Below are 19937 nucleotides of genomic sequence, written 5' to 3'. Positions count from 1 at the left end.
CCGCGAGGTACCGGGGGTTCGAATCCCTCACTCTCTGCTAACAAAAAGCATCAAATCGAAAGGTTTGATGCTTTTTTTATATCATTTGCTTTTAACTAATTCTACTCCAATTCGTCACTGACTTTCTTACCAGCATAGATTGCTGTTGCTTAATAATAGCATGTTCTTCCTTTACTAAGTCAGGGTCTTCATCTAATATATTCTCTGCAATATTTCGTACTTTTTGCAATAACGCCGAGTCTTGTCCAATATCTGCATGTCTTAAATCTAACACTCCACTCTGTTGAGTGCCCTCAATATCTCCTGGTCCTCTTAATTTTAAGTCCGCATCAGCTATCTTAAATCCGTCTGTAGTATCTACCATCGTTTGTATACGTACCTTTCCATCTTTTGATAGCTTGTCTCCAGTCATCAATACACAATACGATTGTTCAGCTCCTCTACCTACTCTTCCTCTTAACTGATGCAATTGTGCCAAGCCAAATTTCTCAGCGTTCTCGATAACCATAATACTTGCATTAGGAACATTCACTCCTACTTCAATTACGGTAGTAGCCACCATTATTTGAGTTTTCCCTTCAGCAAACCTTTGCATCTCGGCATCTTTATCAGCCGGCTTCATTCTACCATGAACAATACTTACTTTATAGTCTGGAAAAGCTCTTGAAACACTTTCATATCCTTCCTCAAGGTTTTTATAATCGAGTGTTTCGGATTCTTCAATTAGAGGATAAACAATATAAGCCTGTCTTCCCAACTCTATCTGTTCTCTCATAAAACCAAAAACTCTTAATCTGCCTTTATCAAACTTATGCCAAGTAATAATAGGTTTTCTACCAGCAGGAAGTTCATCGATAATCGACACTTCAAGATCTCCATAAACTGTCATCGCCAAAGTTCTAGGAATTGGTGTGGCTGTCATTACAAGCATATGAGGCTTCTCCTTACTATTCTTTTTCCAAAGAGCAGCTCTCTGCGCTACACCAAAGCGATGTTGTTCATCAATAACACATAAACCAAGGTTATAGAAATCTACCTTATCTTCAATAAGAGCATGTGTACCTACAATTATTTTTAAGCTTCCATCTCTAAGCGTCTCATCTATCCTTCTCCTATCTTTAGTCTTTGAGGACCCTGTGAGCAACTCGATGGTTACCCCCATGTCATCTGCAAATGGTTTTAATCCATTATAGTGTTGTTGTGCTAAGATTTCAGTAGGAGCCATTAATGCCGACTGAGCATCATTATCCAAAGCCATCAACATACACATAAATGCAACAATAGTTTTACCAGACCCCACATCTCCTTGTAGTAATCGATTCATTTGATATCCTTTTCTCATATCATCATAAATCTCTCTTACCACTCTTTTTTGGGCACCTGTTAAATCAAAAGGAAGGTGTTCTTTATAAAAAATATTAAACGTTGGAATTTTATCAAAAATCTGTCCTCGGTACTTATCTGTTCTTTTACCAACTTTAGACGCTATGATTTTCAACTGAAGGAAAAATAATTCTTCAAACTTCAGTCGATCTTTAGCCTGTTGTAAAGTTTGAGGATTTTTAGGAAAATGGGTCCATGCCACCGCTAATCCTTTTGAAATAAGGTTATTCTCCTTGATTAAGTATTCAGGTAAAGTTTCAGAAATATCATGATAGACTTTTTCCAATAAAGTACGAGTAAGTTTAGCTAGTGCTCTACTATCAAAACTTTTCGCTTTCATTTTTTCTGTGGTATGATACACAGGCTGTAAACCTCCCGACTTCGCTTGTGATGCACCTTGATCATATTCATCCATTTCTGGATGAGCAATCGATAATTTATAACCGTAGCGTTGTGGTTTACCATATACGATATACCAACTCCCTACTTTTAACTTTCGCTCTATCCATTTTGCACCTTTAAACCAGACGAGTTCCATTTCACCTGTTTCATCAGATACAATACCCATCAATCGTTTGGCCCTGCCGTCACCCACACTATTTAAAGAGGTCAATCTGCCAATCATCTGTACATAAGCAGTATCATCAAAGACTTCACCTATTTTATAAAACTTAGTTCTGTCTTCATGACGAAAAGGGTATTGTTCTAATAAATCACCAAAGGTATATACCCCTAGTTCTTTATTCAGAATTTCTGCTCTAACAGCTCCAACCCCTTTTAAAAACTCAATTTTGGTATCAAAAACAGTACTCACTTGAATCGATAACTTTATTATGCCAAATTAATTGATAGACTATGGCTCGAAATTAGTAGAAATCTATCGAAAACTATTAAATTTAAATAAAGGGTTTCTAAATTAATTCATTATTCTACACACATTAATATGCGACAAGTTATTGTCATTCTAATATTACTCATCAACTTTTTTAGTCTTTCTGCTTATGCTCAATCGTCTGAGGATCGTCTTGATGCGTGGAGGGAGAAAACACGAAATTCTACATTTTATAAAATTGAAGTAGACTCGATGGGTGTTTATAGTGTCAATTTATCAAATCTCAGTAATCTTAATAAAACAAATCTCAAGTTGTATAGAAGAGGTGAACAAGTTGCTGTTAGGATTGTAGACAACACATTAATTTTCTATGGATATCCCAATGATGGTTATACAGATCAAGATTTATTTAGAGATAATGACGACTTTATTAACCCATACGAGCCAATATATTCAAGAACAGCAGTCTATTTTCTAGACCCATCTGGAAATAGCTCCAACGAGACTCAACTTGAAATGGAAGAAGTTCCTTACAATTCAAGTGGCCAAAACTTAGAAACCCACTGGTATAAAGAAACATACAGAGGAAATCGAATAAATGGAGAGATTCTAACCCAATCTTTTAATCTAAGACAATCTTTTTCAAAAGGTACAAGTGTTAATGGGGATCAAAGAACATCTTTTGGATCTACTTTTAGACAACCTCGCTCTTGGTCAACTTATGATAATAATTCTAAGAAATGGAATCCATCTGGATCAAATAATGACCCGATGTTATTTCAATTAAGAACTAAACAATATTCGAATAGAATTACAAGTGCAACTCTTGAAACAAGACTTATAAACTATGCATATAGGACGGCTGCTGTAAGTATTACGGTAGGCAGTTACCAGTCTCCTACTCAAAATATCACACAATATGGAAGCTCCACTCCTATTTCTATACCATTAACATCTGATCAATTTGCATCAAATGACAATGGTATAAATGTAGTCATTAATGACAATAACAATGGAAGTAAAACCACTGATAAAAATCAGATAGGAGTAGTTTATTTTAACTTATACTATCCTCAAGATCATTCTATTCTTAGTGCTTCATTTGATTTAAAATTTTCAGTTGACTCTGATCAAGCATACAAAACTACCTCACCATCAAATGATGGTTTATTTTTAGATGTTTCAGATCCATCTACACCGAAATATTATTTATCAAGTAGTAATGAAATTCATATTCCTCAAAAAACAAATGGTGAAAAAACAGACCTATACTATGCTCATTCTACAATACCAATAAATAATATCCCTGTAGCAGAATTTGAATTCACTAACAATACATATAATTATAATTACCTTGTTGTTACACACAGTAATTTGATTACGGCTGCTTCCAACTATTCTAACTATAGAAAATCTGCATCTGGTGGAGGTAACTCAGTATATTTAGCTGAAATAGAAAAACTATTCAATACCTTTTCTTGGGGTGAAAAAAATCCTTTAGCAATTAGAAATTGTATTAATCTATTAAAAGATGAAAACCTAGAATTTGTTTTACTTCTAGGTAAAGGTCTAGATTTAAATAAAGATCCCTATGAAAACAATTTCGACCAAACACCTGATGGAAATATAGGGTATCATTATATTCCCTCATTTGGTTTTCCTGGTTCAGATGTTGCCTATTCAATGGGGCTTGATGACGAATTACCAAGTATAAGTATTGGCCGAGTTAATGCTTACAATAATGATATTATTAATGACTATCTGGCTAAAGTGCAAGAATTCGAATCTCTACCTTTTGAAAATTTATGGCAAAAAGATGCTCTTCTTTTAAGTGGAGGAGAAAATGCATTCCAGCAACAACAGTTCAGAGGTTATGTTCAAGATTATAAAAATATCTATGTAGATACATTAGAAGGAGGAAGTGCATCGATTGTTAGTAGATCTTCTGATGGGTCAACTGAAAAAGTAGACGTTTCTGATTTTGTCAACGAAGGTATTAATATAATGACATTTTATGGTCATTCTTCTACTAGTGGTGCTGATATTGACATTGGACTTGTTAGTGACCCAGCCAACAACTACAATAACAGAGGAAAATATCCATTTGTAATTATGAGTGGATGTAATGGAGGTGACTTTCTAACATCAAGTATAACTTGGGGGGAGGACTGGATAAATACAGCAAATAAAGGTGCTATCGGGTTTCTTGCCAAGTCTGGACTAGGTAATCAAACCGAGCTTCGTCTATATGGAGAACGTTTTTATGAACAGGCGTTCCAAGAACAAATTGGTGATCATATTGGTACACATATTCGTCAAACTCAAGCTGCAATGTTTAACGAAAATAATCTAAGGTTATCAACTATTGAACAATATGACTTACAAGGAGACCCGTACTTAAAAATATCTCCTTCTAAGGTAGATTTTGCATTAGACGAAGCTGCTACCCTAATCACTCCACAAAATTCTTCTTCTCTCAATAGTGAGGATGATTTCTATATCTTAGATTGTAACCTCAGAAATTACGGTAAAGCTATTCCTAATCAGAAAGTATATATTCAAGTACAGAGAAGATATAACAACGGACAGTTATCTAGAAATATATTTATAAGTGATCCTATTGATGCTCCTTATAACAATACCAATTATCAAATTATTGTTCCTAATAGTGATGAAGATAAGGTTAATGGTGCAGGTACAAATTCTATCATTGTAACTATCGGTGATTCGATTGTTAACAATATGGTTGATATCACTCTTGATGAGGAAAATACATTCAACAACACTGTCACTAAAGAAGTTTTATTTTTTAGTGATAAAATTGATTTTATTTACCCACAAGACCTATCAGTCACGCATGATGAAAGTATCACTATTTATGCTTATGATTACCTTCAAGAAAACACTACAAAGACAGCACATTTCCAATTGTTTGCTGACAGTGTCTTTAGTGATCCTATTTTCGAAGAAACTGTAACTGGTAACCAACTATTCAAGTGGAATGCACCAATCACTGCAACAGATACTACAGTTTACTATGTTAGAGTTAGAAATACTTCAAATAATTCAACATGGAACTCTATAAGTTTTACAAAACTACCTAATAATAGTGGTAAAGGTTGGATGCAAAGTACTGTTTCTCAGATGCAACAAAATGAAATTCAAAATGTAAACCTAAATAATGGTATTAATGGAATTGAATGGAGCTTTCCCATTGACGATGCTATTATAGAAGTCAAAGCAGGAGGAGGCTCATATGAAAACGGAGAGACATATGAAGTAAAACTCGATGGAGTAGAATACCTTGTAGAAGGTAGTTGCTCTGGTGGTGGAAGAATGATAAATATGGTCTTTGATCAAAACACTGGACAAATAAAGGTAGCACAGCAATCCAGTTGGAATCCACTAAGATGTGGTGAAGGAACTATACCTGCTGCTATGAGATATAGTGAAGCTGATTTTAAAGGTAAAATTAATGCCAGAAATGGCCCTTATGCACTATTTTCTGATGCTAGTGAATATAAAATGGAAACTATTGTTAGAGGTGATTATGTACTTACAATAATTGCTGGGGATTTCTATTTTCAAGATGATGATATTACCAACCCGGATCACAGAGCAATCTATGATAACAATATGATCGCATTAGACACTGTTGGATTAAATACCTCTGAAATGCTACAACAACTTCCTGATAGAGGACTTGCATTTATAGGTTGGAGTAGATATGACATGACTTCAGATAATAGTTTGACTGTTGCCGCTACCTCTACTAATGAGTTGCTAGAAGAAACTTTTGTGATAAATAGAGATGTTACTTCAGCAAAAATTATCACTGCTCCAATTGGACCGTCTAATGAGTTTTCTAGACTATGGATGAACATAAACTATGATGCTAATGATATTATTAGTACTACTATTAATGGAGTAACTTTAAATGAAACAGGTAGTTCTTTTGTTTTCGATTCTCTATTTAACACTAGTATTATTCCTGATGATTCAGGACTTGATTTAGGTTTATTAGATACATTAAGAAGTTATGATTATATAAACCTAGAATTAACACTAACGGATAATATTGATAAAACTGTTGCACAATTACAGAACTGGAGAGTTGCTTACGATGAAGCTCCAGAAGGGGTCATTATTAATAATTCTACAAATACTGACACCAACTTTGAACAAGGACAACCGATTGATTATCAATATTCATTTATTAATATCAGTGATAAACCCTTTCAAGATAGCGTATTAGTTAGTATCCAATACAAATCATTAGAAAATAAATTTGAAACCTTTAATGATACATACTCAATACCTCCTATACTACCAAATAGTGAAATCTCTATAGATGTTTCTCCTACAACATGGGACAAAGACAATACTAGTCGAAGAATTTCAGGAGATGCTGAGGTACTTACCTTTGTAAACTCTGATAGAGCTATCAATGAAATAGTCTTCAATAATAACAGTATTACTGAGTTTATGTCTATTAGCACAGATACAACAAACCCATTAATTGAAGTATTATTTGACGGAAATAGAATCATTAGTGGAGATAATGTTTCCCCTTCAGCAAATGTAAGTGTTAGTCTAGTTGATGAAAACAACTACTTATCACTTGAAGAAAATTATCTATCAATTATAGATGGCGATACTACTTCTCTTCTCACTCTGATTTTATATGATGAAGAAGATCAGAGTTATGGCATTAATTCGAACAATATTTCCATTGAGAATATTGGGAACAAAAATCATATCATCAGTTCTTTTAATCTTGATGATGTTACACCAATAAACCTAATCGATCCATCTGACAATCTCATTTCGTCAGGTAGATATACACTAGAAGTAAGAGGTAAAGATCCATCTGGTAATAATACTGGTTACACAAAAAATGACGCTAGAGACAATAAACTTCAAGTTGACTTCGAAATCATTAAAGAGGCCTCAATTACAAATTTCTATCCTTATCCAAATCCATTTTCTGATCGGGTGAAGTTTGTATTTCAAATTACTGGTATTGATGTTCCTGAGGAAATCAAAATTCAAATAATGACTGTAACAGGCAGAGTTGTAAAAGAAATTTTCCAAGATGAGTTAGGACCAATACGAATCGGTACAAATATTTCGGAATATGCATGGGATGGTAAAGATGAATTTGGAGATCAGTTAGCTAATGGTGTCTACTTATATCGTGTGATCATACCTCAAAAGGCAAACGGTACATTTAAGCACAACCAAAAAAGCAAGGACAATCTTTTTAAACATAACATTGGTAAACTTTACCTGTTAAAATAATATGTATTCAATTTCTAGAACTAACAAACATCTACCAACAATAATTGGTCTTATAATACTATATATTATTCTTGGAAGTGTTTTTCACGAACTTTTCTTTTATCCAAACTCTTATTTACTTAGTACCGAAAATGATGCATTAAAAAATTACTTTTTATATGCCTGGATCGTACAATTCGGACCTGAATTAAACCTTAATGCTTTTAATTTTCCATTTGGAGAAGCTATCTTATTCACAGATAGTATACCTATCATTTCAAGTTGCTTATATTATTTAGGGTGCCCTCCTATTAATTCAATTGGAATTTTACACTATCTATTAATCATATCTTATGGAATTGGTTATTACTATACTTATAGAATACTCATCTCATTTAAGGTTAACTTATTTTACTCTTCTTTTTTTAGTGTAATTATTATTTTATCAAACCCAATTACCTCAAGGGTTTCCCTACATTTTGGATTATTTTTTCTAATAGCATTATTACCCTATACAATCTTCTTATTAACACAAAATAAAAACAACTTATTAAAGCTATTCTGCTTATTATTTTTTAGCTATTTCATACATAGCTATACTGGGTTCTTTTTAAGTATAGTTACATTACTATACCTTATTCTAACTAGTATAAAAAGAAGAGTTTTTAATTTTAACCTAATCTATTTATTACTTCCCACTATATTTTATTTATCATTATTAAAAATCACGGATGATCATTTATGGAGAAGTTCTCATCCATTATTATTATTTGATTTTAACCTATCAATTCGACAAATACTATTACCATTTTATGATCAAAAATATCACACGTATTACCAAGCAAATTTTAATTATTGGTTTTGGCTTACGGTTATAATAATTTGTTTCAATTTATTCTACCTTAAAACCATTCGCAAGATCCCTTCAAAAATTTTAATCATATCGATTCTAGGTTTTGGTATATTGGTTTATGGGACAGGCGTATTATTAAGATTTGAATTTATCATAAGAACAATTCCTTACCTAGAACAAGTTAGATCACTTGAACGGTTCAGTTGGCTTTCTAATTTCACTTTATCAATTTGCTGTATCTACTTAATTTGTCTTTCTTCAAGTAGATATTTAATCTATATAATTATTGGTATTGGAACGATTGAAAGTATATACTATCAAATAGATATTAGAAATGATTTAACTATCACATCTAACCCATATAATTCACGAATTAAACTTAATGATATACCTAACGATATTAGTTGTGTTATTCCGGTTTTCGGAAATTTTACAGATGACAAAAAAGTAATCAAAGACTCTTACAAATTAGCCTATTATACTCAAAAACCAACAACACATAATTATTTATCTAGATTAAGCGATGAAGAGAGATTTATAAACAAACAGTTTCATCGATTTAGTTTAGAGGAAAACAGATCTAATATTAATAAATACTTCAAGAGAAATTCTAAAGTATTGTTACATGGTGATAGCATAAACCTACAAGAAATAGGTGATAGAATAAATGGCAAAAGTATTGAGATTAACGGGACTAAAGCATTAATCGTAAATATTGACTATTTTCTCAATAAAAAGGTTTATTTCGATGATCTAAAGAAGACCGCTCTTTCATATCAAGATGACAGTGTATTTATCTCATACTCAGGAAATCAACTCATTAAACAAATGAGTGTTGACAGTTTACAATTGAAAAAAGAATATTCCCTTTTATTTTGGAATTATCATTACCATCAAGATAGTCTAAAATTAAACAGGGTTAGTGTTTATCAAAATTCTAATCCGATTACACAAAAAAAATACCTAATAAATTATTCTATATTATCTAATAAATGGGGAGCAACAAAATTAGACTTTAAACTAAATTCTCGTCGTCCTATTTCACTTTCTCTAGATATTGAAAATAAAGAATATATCTATTTTTATGATATTGTAAACCACATCACTCCAGAACAAAGAAGACGCAAGCAGAAATTATTTTTTAAAGATTTCATGATATTTAATAAGCATTCTTTAGATTCTCTCCTTAATAAACACGGTGATATTTTCTTTTAGAATAGAATACCCCTCAGCTGTACAAAGAATAATGATTGGATATATTGGCATAAAAAAACGACCATCCCAATCTACAATTGTACATGATACAATAAGAGAATTAAGAAAGATTAGACCTATTAATACTATATCTTTTCGATTGACCCCAACTTTTATCAGCCTAAAAATAATAAGTGCATAACATGGTAATAAAACAATTAGAGAATTTATATTATGAAAATTTGACCAATATGGTCGAATATGAAGAATGTAGAAAAATAATTTCCGGAAAAACAATTTTAACCAATAGATAGGGTTTTCAACGATAAATAAGATTATTCTATCAAAAGTGAGTAGATGTTCTGGAGGTATTTTAATATTCTTATTTTCTATTACCAGATAAGGAAATTGTTGAATGATTGACTTATAGATAGAGACTGCATAAACCACCTCTCCTCTCACATACTCACTTATTACATTAAAACTTCTTAAATAGATTCTTGATAAGATCACAAACAAAATAAACAATATCACAAAAAACATAGTTTTTCGGTTATTTGATAGATTACTTTTAACAAGAAATACATACAGCAAAAAAGATAAGAGAATTGCTATACCTGTTGGCTTTATGATTATAGTGAAAAGTATTATTGGCAATAATATTTTCTTATCCTCATAATGATAAATCAAGAAAGCATAAAGTGAGAAAATAATAAAAGCTGTATAAAATGACTCACACAATATGTATGAGTTCCAATAAATTACTTCAAAGTTACATAGATATAATATTGTAAATGCTAGCGATATTGACTTAGATTTAAGTACAATATTAATTGATTTATAAAATATTATGATAGATAAGTAAGTAACAATATATTGAACTATTATCACACTTTTCACTGAAAGTCCTCCTTTAAAAAGGAACATTAAGAAAAGTACATAACCTAAATATTTACTTTGATGTTTATGCCAGTAAAAAGGTTGGGATAATAATTCCTGTGCATATTCAATATACCTTGGTGAGTCTGAAACTACCTTTACTCCATATTTTGTATAAGAAATATAGGATAATATGATATAAACTAGTGTAATCAGTATTATTGAAAAGATCCCTTGATATCTTTTCCAAAGTATTATAGGCATATCAATATTAAAAGTTTATTCATATTTAAAGTTAGATATAAATCATCATCATAAAAAAAGACAACCAGTGCATCACTGATTGTCTTTTTTGTTTAGTGGTATATTCTTGTTACAGTCTTACACCTAGGATTGTGATATCGTCACGTTGTGGAATCTCACCCATATGCTCTGTAAGTGCTTTTTCTAATGCCGATTTTTGCTCTAACATTGGTTTCTCAGCATTGGCAAATAATAAATCAGTTAACTGAATTTTACCAAACTTACGACCATTTTTGTTGTTCTGATCTTGAAGACCATCTGTTGTTAGATAAATTGTAGTACCTGGATCAACATTAATTACAGTGTTTGTAAAGCTGACTTTCGATGATTTTCTTCTATGAACACCACCAATTGATTTGTTATCACCTTTATATTCTAATAATTCTGTTCCACCTGGTTCTTTTACGTATAGAGGACGTTTTGCACCAGAGAATACTACTTTAGTTGCTCCAGCAACTGTTTTCTCTACCATACATAAACAAACATCCATACCGTCATCATTACTCTTGTTCTCTTGGTGAAGGGCATCAATTACACCTTCATTTAGCATATCAAGAATCTTTGATGGTTCAAATACTTGCTTCTGGTTAATAATCTCATTCAATAATGTGTTACCAATCATTGACATGAAACCACCTGGTACACCATGACCTGTACAATCTAGTGCGGCAATAAATGTTCTTTCTGCTACATCAGATTTAGAGAAAGATGTTTTATTAATTTTCTCTTCTACTTTAGAGAACCAATAGAAGTCACCAGATACAATATCTTTAGGACGGAAGTAAACAAAGTTCTCTAATAGACCCGTTTGAATCTTAGCATTAGATGGTAGAATGGCTCTTTGAATTGTTTGAGCATATCTAATACTATCTGTAATACTCTTGTTCTTATTTTCAATCTCTTGATATGCATTTGCGTTAGTTAAGGCAATCGCACAATAAGAGGCTAAAGTTCTTAAGATGTTCAATTCGTTACGAGAATAAGCAAATTTATCGTAACTCTGAACAGTTAAAACACCTAGATTTTTCTCAGTAACTAGTGGTAAGTATACTAATGAATTCGGTCTAGCGGATGTTTTAAATTCAGGTTCTTGTCGTAAGAAGTTATTGATTTCAGATTCATAATCATTGATTACAATCTCTTCACTAGACTTATAACACAAAGTAGATAAACTATTTTGTTTATTGATATCATAACTGAACAATGGTAGTGTTAAACCATTTTCTAGGAAGTTGATGTATTCAATTTTCTCGTATTTTTCTCTGTAAATACCAATACCAAATACCGCCGCATCCATTAGTGTATTTACATAAGCATAAGCTGTCCAGTTTATAGATTCAAGATCTAAAATCGCTGTAATTTTCTGACCAAATTCCGATAAGACTTGGATATTATCATACGCCTTTTCGATTTGTGTCTTAGCTGAAACAAGCTCATCTCTTTGCTTCTCAATCTCAACGTTTTGACCTAAAATTTCTTCGTTCTTCGCTGCAAGCTTAAAGTTTTTCTTACGGTTTTGGAAGTAACCTGAGATAATCAAACCTAACACTACGAAAAGCAAACCGAACATACCAAAATATACACGCTGCATATTTTCTTTTTCCCTCAGTTTGTTTTCCTGAAGTTCTTTTGCTCTTTCTAAAAGCTCTAATTCTTGTTGCTTTTGAAGGGCTACGGCATCCGTTTGCTGGATTTTCAACTCGTTAAGCTTTTTAGTTCTCTGAAGTTGATCAATCTCTTTCGCCTTTTTCTCAGATTCTAGTGCCGACATTGTAAGTCTAAGCTCTTGCTTTTGTTGCTGTTGCTCTAACTCTTTTTGTCTTAACTCTGTTTCTTTAATGTATTGCTCACGTTGTAGAAGTTCAAGATCCTGTGCTTTACGAGCATTTTCTTCTTCTAAACGTCTCATGGTTGCTTCGTTTACTTTTTGGTTCATGATCAGAAGGTCAATTTCTTTTTCCTTCTGCTCTGCAGCAATACGAGCATTTGCAATTTTCTGATATTGTAACTTCTCATTTCGGATAATACTATCTTTCAATGAAATCAGACGATTCATTACATTCAATGCTTTTTTGTAATCATCTGTTTTCTTATAGATATCACCGATTTGTTTTAAGTTTCTTTCGATCTGATTGTAATCGCCAGCCTCTCTAGCATATCTAATACTGTTGTTATAGTTTTTGATAGCTTCTGAATAGTTACCCTTACCAGTATATACTGATGCGATATAAGTATAAGCTTGAGCAATTGGACCTGGCTGACCTTGCTTCATACGAATTTTCAATACGTCATTATAGGCTCTTAAAGCATCACTATAACGCATATTACTATTCGATAAAGTACCAATATTGAAAAGTAAGGTTGTATTTTGGGATTCAGGACGGCCGTACTTTCTGTTAATTTCTAAGGCTCTTTTAAAATAAGTTAGGGCTTTATCCCTTTTACCTAATTTCTCATAACATACACCAATATCGTTTAGAGGTACGTGTTTTCCTTCCTCATCACCAAGTCTCTCTTTATTGGCTAAGATTTCTTCGTTGATATTTTTTGCCTCTTCATAATTACCTCTTTTCATTTCGATAGAAGCAATCTTACCTAAAGTAGTATTGTAAGCTTGTAAATCATTTGTATCATGATAATACTGCTCTCTTTCTTTAAGGTATTCAGCACTCAAACGGAAGTAGTATAAAGCTTGATCAAAATTATCGAGACGCAAGTATGAGTTACCCAAAAGGTGCCAAATCTCTTTTTGACGCTTTTTGTCATTCATTCTTGTTGCAACTCTCAATGCTTTTAACTCATATTCGATTGCATTTTCGTAGATACCCCAATCTTGGTATAAGAAACATATTTCACCATATGCCTCATACAAAGGAATATCTTCATTTACATTTTCATAGATTTTGATCGAGTTAATACCGTATTCAATAGCGGTATCAAAGTCACGCTTTAGTTTGTACATCGTAGAGTACATCAATAAAGCGTCAGCTTCTCCTAATTTGTAGTCAACTTGCTGCGAAATCTTTAACGCTTGATCAGCAGTTTCTTTCATTGCATTGAAATTACTCTGATCGAGTTCCAACCTAGCGAGTTCGATAAGTTTATCAACTTTTCGTTTACCGTTAGGCATTCCTTTTAATTCGGACTTTAACTCATTAATATTTTGAGCTTGGGTTAATGTAGATAACGTAAGAAGCCAAAATAATACAAAAAATGAACTGATAATTTTTTTCAATAACATAAGCTTAGCCAGTCTTGAACTTAAGGTAGTTCATACTAATATAATCCCAAAAAATGGAGTAACAACCTGAAAATCAGATTCATTTCACCCTATACCTACAATGTAAGCAAAGATATATAATCATTCCAATTATTTATAGCATTATTATATGCAAATATCGTGACGAAAATTCTCGATCAACTAAAAAAAGTACTACTTCGCCAATTCTTCCATCAATGGTTCAAGAGCTTTGCGAACCTCTTTTCCTTTACACCCAAAGTTGTTTACGATGACTGTAAATACCAGAGTATCATTGTTTACAGTTTTCACATACCCTGCATAACTTTTGACTCTTCGCATGGACCCACTCTTGCCAATCACTCTACCTTTAGCTTGATTGTAACGACAGAAGTATTTTAAAGTACCTGATGTACCTGTTACGGCTAAAGAATTATAAAAAGTGTCAAAATAATCTGTTGATCGAATATTTTCTAACAATGTAACCATATGATTCGCTGAAAAAGCATCAAATGGTGAGAGCCCACTGCCATCTTCTAAAAATAAACCTTCATCGGACAATTGTAAATCTTCAAGGTTTCGAATTAATGAAGCAGTGATACTGTCAGGTAAAATAGAGTTTGTCTCCATTATACTAACGGTCTTTGCTACCGCTTCCGCATATAGGTTGACACTTTTTTTGTTAGTTTTATCAATAATCTGCGATAATGTAGGTGAAAACGCAGAACAAAGTGGTAAACTTTTTTCAAGCTCTTCTGAATTATACACCACTTTCAATTGATTTTCATCAACTTTCACTCCATGACTGGCCAGTGTATCTGCCAACATCCATATCGTATGATACTCCGGATTCGTTACTCCTCCTTTCACTCTAAAATTACTTCTATTAGGCGGTAACGTACCTCTTATAATGTGACTATCTGAATAAGGCGATGAAAATATAAAAGAATTATCTCCAGTACCTTTTTCACCTGCCAACACCTCACTTTCTACAGTTAAATATGGAGTAATCGGTTTTATCTCATTGATAGTAGATTTAGAACCTGTACTTCCAGTCTTCAGGTAAACTCCATAGATATTGTCATTAATATTTAGAGAAGAAACACCTGCTCCATAATAATTACCTAAATCTTCCCACACCCATTTTGGTGGTGTAGTTACTCTACCATATAATGAAGCATCTGCAATTATTGCCCCCTTTATCTCCTTTAAATCAGGTAGTTTACTAACGATAACACTATCAAGATTTCTCAGTGTTAGGGTTGGGTCTCCAGCTCCATGAATGATCAAGTCTCCATCTAGCACACCATCAACAATTTCTCCTGTATAACTAACTTTTGTTTCGTATTTATAATCTTCTCCTAACACTTTCAAGCCTACACTTGTAGAAAACAATTTGGTAATAGATGCCGGAGTTAATGAAGTAGTCGATTGATACTCGTAATTGATATTCTTTTTCTCGAGTGATTTTACTTTAAATGAAACAGAGGCTCCTCTCATCCAATCATGAGCTAAAAACTCCTTGAACACCTTGTCTATACTATGTTGTTTTTGTTGTGCAAGAATTGGATTTTTTGTGATACACCCGACCACAAAGAACAAAAAACAAAAGATAACTCGAATAGGTTTTAAATTTATCGTAATAGACATGAGGATTATTTCGTTTATAAATCAAATTCTCGGTAAATTTGAAAATACAATTTTATATATTGTCCATAATGATAATTAATTTATCATCAGAATAGAAAATTTTAAATACCAAATCGTTTGATAGAAAAAGTCATTCCATTAGAAGATGTTGCTTTAGTTGATTTCTTAGGCGTTGACAACAGTAACATTAAAGAGTTAGCTACTGCATTTCCAAATAGTAAAATTATTGCTAGAGGAAGTGAAATTCGTATTCAAGGTGCTAGTGCAGAGATTATCAAAGTGCACAAAGCAATTAACGAGCTTCTATTACATTACAGGAAGTTTGGTAAAGTTACCGTAGACAATATCCTTGATTATGTCGAGATGAATGCCGATCTACAGGATGCTGATATTAAAGACGAAATTCTTCTTTATGGTGCAAAAGGTATTGCTATTCGTCCCAAAACAAGTAATCAACAGAAATTAGTTGATGCTGTAAAGAAAAATGATCTTGTATTCGCTTTAGGGCCAGCAGGTACAGGTAAAACATATGTTGCCACAGCTCTTGCTGTAAAAGCACTTAAAAATAAACAAGTTAAGCGTATCATTATATCTCGACCTGCAGTTGAAGCTGGGGAAAGTTTAGGTTTCCTTCCTGGAGATTTAAAAGATAAGGTCGATCCTTATTTAAGACCTATATATGATGCCTTAGATGATATGATCCCATCAGAAAAGCTAAAGTTCTATATGGAAAATCGAGTAATTGAAATTGCTCCTTTAGCTTACATGAGAGGTAGAACATTAAGTAATGCGTTTGTACTTTTGGATGAAGCTCAAAATACGACTGAAATGCAGATGAAGATGCTACTCACTCGTTTGGGTTTAGATTCAAAGATGATTATCACTGGTGATGTTTCACAAATTGACCTTCCTCCTAGACAAAAATCTGGTTTAGTAACTGCTTCTAGAATATTAGAAAACGTTCAAGGAATTAAAGTTTTACACTTATCTCAAAAAGATGTTGTAAGACACAGGTTAGTGAAAAACATTATCTCTGCTTACAAAAAGTTCGATGACAAAAAGAAAGTAGAGAAAGAAGCTATCAAAAAAGATGAAAATAAATAAGGGAGTAAAAGTCACTTTACTTCTTATATCTATAGCATGGCTCCTAAAGATTCTTGAATGGTCTTTAGGAGTCGATCTTTATCATTTAGGTATATATCCAAGAAATCGGTTAGGTGCGTTTGGTATTTTATTTCATCCATTTATCCATGGAGGCTTCAAACACCTATTTAGTAATACGGTCTCTTTTGCTATTCTTTGCTTTTCCCTCTACTTTTTTATTCCAAAAGTCGCCACAAAAGTTCTTTGGAAGTTAAGTATTTACAGTGGTATCCTAGTATGGATCTTCGCTCGACCATCCTTTCACATTGGAGCAAGTGGTGTTATTTATGGAATTGCTTTATTTCTATTTTTTATTGGTCTTTTTCAAAAAAATCCCGGCTCACTAATTATCTCGTTATGTATCGCTGTATTAAATCATGGGATGTTAGTAGGATTGGTGCCCCAAGAAGATGGTATTTCTTGGGAGTCACATCTATCAGGTAGTATCGTGGGGTTCTTTTTAGCCTACTATTATCGTAAGGTAGAAACGACATTTTCTCAGCAGAAAAAAGTAGAAATTGATGAAGACATCAGTTATGAAGGATACAGAAACCTAGAAAATGAGCATTTCAAGTACCATTACCACCCAAAAGATGATAATTAACATTGTCACAGATACGGATTCACATTAAATTCGCTTAGGTGATTAAAACTAAACACACTATCAATGATACTTACCATTTTTAGACGATTCCGACTTCACCGGGAGAGTGAACCGTACCAATGGTTCAAGAAAGTCTGCCTATACACACTCGGAATTAATATACTGTTTGCTATTCTTTTTAAATATGTAGAGAGTGTTTCATGGAATGAAGCCATATGGCAAACATGGCAAACAGCAACCACAGTAGGTTATGGAAATGCCCCTGCAGAAACTTTAGCAGGCAGAATAATTACTATGGTACTTAGTACAATAAGTATCGCCTTCGTAGGTGCTCTATTCAGTGCCGCATTTGATTACAAAGAATACTACAAAACACAAAAAAAACTTGGCTTTATGAACAATCCCTACAAAGACGGTTATGTAATCTTTCATTTTCCTGGAACAACAGTAGCTAAACGTTTTATCCATGAATTAAGAGAAGTTGAAAAAAATGTAGGTATCTGCTTTGTCGATGATAATATTTCAGAATTACCAGACGAAATCCAAAACCTTCCAAACATACATTTTGTAAAAGGGTGCCCACTACAAAGAGAAACATATTACAGCTCGGGAGTAAAATCGAATAAAACAGTAATTGTATTCCCTACAGATTACGATCAGAGAACTGCAGATGGTAGTACCAAAACAACTATTGATCTTTTAGAGAGATTTATTGATCATAAAAAGACACGTATATTATATGTATTGGTAGATATGAATAATGGATGGATGTTTGAAAACAATAATGCTACTTATGTAAATGCAGACTTATCTGTACTAGCTATTGTTCAGGAGTGTCAGGATCCATATTCAGCACTTGTGATAGAAGATCTTCTTTACAACTCTCAAGGAGCAAACCCTATGACTGTAGAAGTCAATAAAATAGCAGGGCTTAGTTGGAAACAATTACAAATAGGTTTAATTGATTGTTTAGATGGAACTGAACATCAATGTAACTTGTTGTCACTGATAAGAAACGGGCAAAGTAATTCTTGTCCAAAATCCACTGAAATACTTGAAAAAGGCGATTTATTGTCAATTTCGACCTTTAATGGCTTCCCTTGGACTAGTGTAGAAGAGCAAATTTTAGCGCTACAATCTTGATAGTCAATAAGAATCATTTAGAAATATCCTTCAATATTTTTTCAAATCACTTTCGTTTTATGCAAAACTTATTTATATTTGCGGTCCGAAATCATGAATTGAATTTGAAAATACCTTATAAACAAGGAGAATATAATGATCGAAATTAAAGTAAAAGACAACGAGTCAATCGACCGTGCTCTTAAGCGTTTCAAGAAGAAATTTGAAAGAACAAAAGTACTACGTACTCTACGTGCTCGTGCTTATTATGAAAAAGAGTCAGTAGCTAACAGAAAGAAAGCTATTAAAACTGCTTACAAAATCAAAATGAGAACTGAAGCTGGTGCTTAATCTCTTTTGACGTTCTTTGAAAAGCCTATCAATGAAAAATTGATAGGCTTTTTGCGTTTTATACTTTCAATTTTTCAATAAAAACCTTAATTTGTTAACTATAAAATAACTTATGATTTCCAATTTATGACGAAAGCCCTCACATCATTTTTAAATTACTTAGAGTTTGAAAAGAAAGTGAGCAAGCATACACTTACTGCTTATTCTACTGACCTATTACAATTTCAAAGTTTTTTGCTTCAGGAAGATCAAAATGCAGCACTTGTAACAGCCAATAAGGCTGAAATACGCTTGTGGGTGGCCTCATTAATGGATACAAAGAAAAGTACTAGAAGTATCAACCGTAAGATCGCATCGCTTAAGAGCTTCTATAAGCACCTTAGAAAGCATGAACTTATTACTATTGATCCTTCTAAGTCGATCCACTCTATAAAAACGCCTAGCAGAATTCCACAACATGTGAAAGCCAGTGAAATGGATGGGCTTTTTAAAAATGAAACTTTTGACGATTCTTTTACAGGTGTAAGAGATAAGCTGATTTTGGAGTTTCTTTATGGAACCGGAACGAGAGCTTCTGAGTTATTAGGAATAGAGGTACAAGACTTAGACTTCAAAAGCCAAAGTATTAAAGTGCTTGGCAAAAGAAATAAAGAAAGAATTATACCTCTGCACACTATATTAGTTCAACAACTCAAAAATTATCTTAGCTATAGAAAAGCGTTTGACACTTCACAATTATTCGTTACCGAGACTGGTACCCCCTTGAAATACCATCAGCTTTACACTTTAGTAAAGCGCTATTTGAGTACAAACACAACTGTCAGCAGAAAAAGTCCACATATTTTAAGGCACTCATTTGCTACAACTATGTTAGAGAATGGTGCATCCTTAAATGATATCAAAGAACTCTTAGGGCACACCAATCTTTCTGCTACTCAGATATATACACATTCTTCTCTAAAAAGAATGAAAAATGTGCATGTACAAGCTCATCCTAGAGCCCAGAAAAAAAGTTAGATTTAGTTTAAAAATATCTCAATTTATTACAACTAAGTTCAAAAAAAACCGTTAAATTATAGTATAAAACAAACGGTCAATTAAAAAC

At 32.8% G+C, this 19937-nt stretch carries 10 protein-coding genes; 7 read left to right on the top strand and 3 right to left on the bottom strand.

The features are described from left to right. Window positions 1-91: 91 nt before the first annotated feature. Window positions 92-2197 carry an ATP-dependent DNA helicase RecG gene (gene recG / locus QL232_RS26745; protein WP_281616448.1) on the bottom strand — a complete coding sequence of 702 codons (2106 nt, stop codon included), beginning with the start codon at window positions 2195-2197 and terminating at the stop codon, window positions 92-94. Between the two features lie 129 nt (window positions 2198-2326). On the opposite strand from recG, the gene QL232_RS26740 reads away from it, so the two are divergent. Further along, window positions 2327-7516, top strand: coding sequence for a C25 family cysteine peptidase (locus tag QL232_RS26740; RefSeq protein ID WP_281616447.1), 5190 nt, complete (start codon window positions 2327-2329; stop codon window positions 7514-7516). 1 nt (window position 7517) lies between these two features. Further along, the gene (locus QL232_RS26735; protein ID WP_281616446.1) at window positions 7518-9563 is read left to right on the top strand and encodes a hypothetical protein; all 2046 of its coding nucleotides are present in this window, start codon (window positions 7518-7520) and stop codon (window positions 9561-9563) included. Window positions 9564-10794: 1231 nt separating this feature from the next. On the opposite strand, the gene QL232_RS26730 is transcribed toward QL232_RS26735, so the two are convergent. Continuing rightward, window positions 10795-13965, bottom strand: a complete 3171-nt coding sequence (locus QL232_RS26730) for a tetratricopeptide repeat protein (RefSeq protein ID WP_168883916.1) — start codon at window positions 13963-13965, stop codon at window positions 10795-10797. A gap of 192 nt (window positions 13966-14157) precedes the next feature. Next, on the bottom strand, window positions 14158-15612 hold the full coding sequence (gene dacB / locus QL232_RS26725) for a D-alanyl-D-alanine carboxypeptidase/D-alanyl-D-alanine-endopeptidase (protein WP_281616445.1): 1455 nt from the start codon (window positions 15610-15612) through the stop codon (window positions 14158-14160). Window positions 15613-15729: 117 nt separating this feature from the next. Between dacB and QL232_RS26720 the strand changes: the two genes are divergently transcribed. The 5 genes from QL232_RS26720 to QL232_RS26700 all read left to right on the top strand — a co-directional run bounded on the left by QL232_RS26720 (window position 15730) and on the right by QL232_RS26700 (window position 19849). Beyond that, entirely contained in the window at window positions 15730-16716 is a 987-nt protein-coding gene (locus tag QL232_RS26720) for a PhoH family protein (protein WP_168883914.1), read from the top strand. Next, the gene (locus QL232_RS26715) at window positions 16703-17359 is read left to right on the top strand and encodes a rhomboid family intramembrane serine protease (RefSeq protein ID WP_281616444.1); all 657 of its coding nucleotides are present in this window, start codon (window positions 16703-16705) and stop codon (window positions 17357-17359) included. The genes QL232_RS26720 and QL232_RS26715 overlap by 14 nt, the downstream gene beginning before the upstream one ends. A gap of 63 nt (window positions 17360-17422) precedes the next feature. Beyond that, window positions 17423-18502, top strand: a complete 1080-nt coding sequence (locus QL232_RS26710) for a potassium channel family protein (RefSeq protein WP_168883912.1) — start codon at window positions 17423-17425, stop codon at window positions 18500-18502. A 135-nt stretch (window positions 18503-18637) separates the two neighbouring features. Beyond that, window positions 18638-18832, top strand: coding sequence for a 30S ribosomal protein S21 (gene rpsU, locus QL232_RS26705; protein ID WP_168883911.1), 195 nt, complete (start codon window positions 18638-18640; stop codon window positions 18830-18832). Between the two features lie 126 nt (window positions 18833-18958). Beyond that, window positions 18959-19849: a tyrosine-type recombinase/integrase gene (locus QL232_RS26700; protein WP_281616443.1), complete on the top strand. Its 891-nt coding sequence runs from the start codon at window positions 18959-18961 to the stop codon at window positions 19847-19849. Window positions 19850-19937 lie beyond the last annotated feature (88 nt).

The sequence above is a fragment of the Flammeovirga sp. SubArs3 genome (assembly GCF_947387565.1).
GTDB lineage: Bacteria > Bacteroidota > Bacteroidia > Cytophagales > Flammeovirgaceae > Flammeovirga > Flammeovirga agarivorans.
Note: the sequence above shows the minus strand (reverse complement) of the source record. Positions and strands in the feature narration are given on the sequence as shown.

What these genes read in the sequence shown, in the direction of transcription:
- QL232_RS26715 (WP_281616444.1), top strand. Translation starts at nt 16,703, where the DNA reads ATGAAAATAAATAAGGGAGTAAAAGTCACTTTACTTCTTATATCTATA.
- QL232_RS26710 (WP_168883912.1), top strand. Translation starts at nt 17,423, where the DNA reads ATGATACTTACCATTTTTAGACGATTCCGACTTCACCGGGAGAGTGAA.
- rpsU (WP_168883911.1), top strand. Translation starts at nt 18,638, where the DNA reads ATGATCGAAATTAAAGTAAAAGACAACGAGTCAATCGACCGTGCTCTT.
- dacB (WP_281616445.1), bottom strand. Translation starts at nt 15,612, where the DNA reads ATGTCTATTACGATAAATTTAAAACCTATTCGAGTTATCTTTTGTTTT.
- QL232_RS26740 (WP_281616447.1), top strand. Translation starts at nt 2,327, where the DNA reads ATGCGACAAGTTATTGTCATTCTAATATTACTCATCAACTTTTTTAGT.
- QL232_RS26735 (WP_281616446.1), top strand. Translation starts at nt 7,518, where the DNA reads ATGTATTCAATTTCTAGAACTAACAAACATCTACCAACAATAATTGGT.
- QL232_RS26700 (WP_281616443.1), top strand. Translation starts at nt 18,959, where the DNA reads ATGACGAAAGCCCTCACATCATTTTTAAATTACTTAGAGTTTGAAAAG.
- QL232_RS26730 (WP_168883916.1), bottom strand. Translation starts at nt 13,965, where the DNA reads ATGTTATTGAAAAAAATTATCAGTTCATTTTTTGTATTATTTTGGCTT.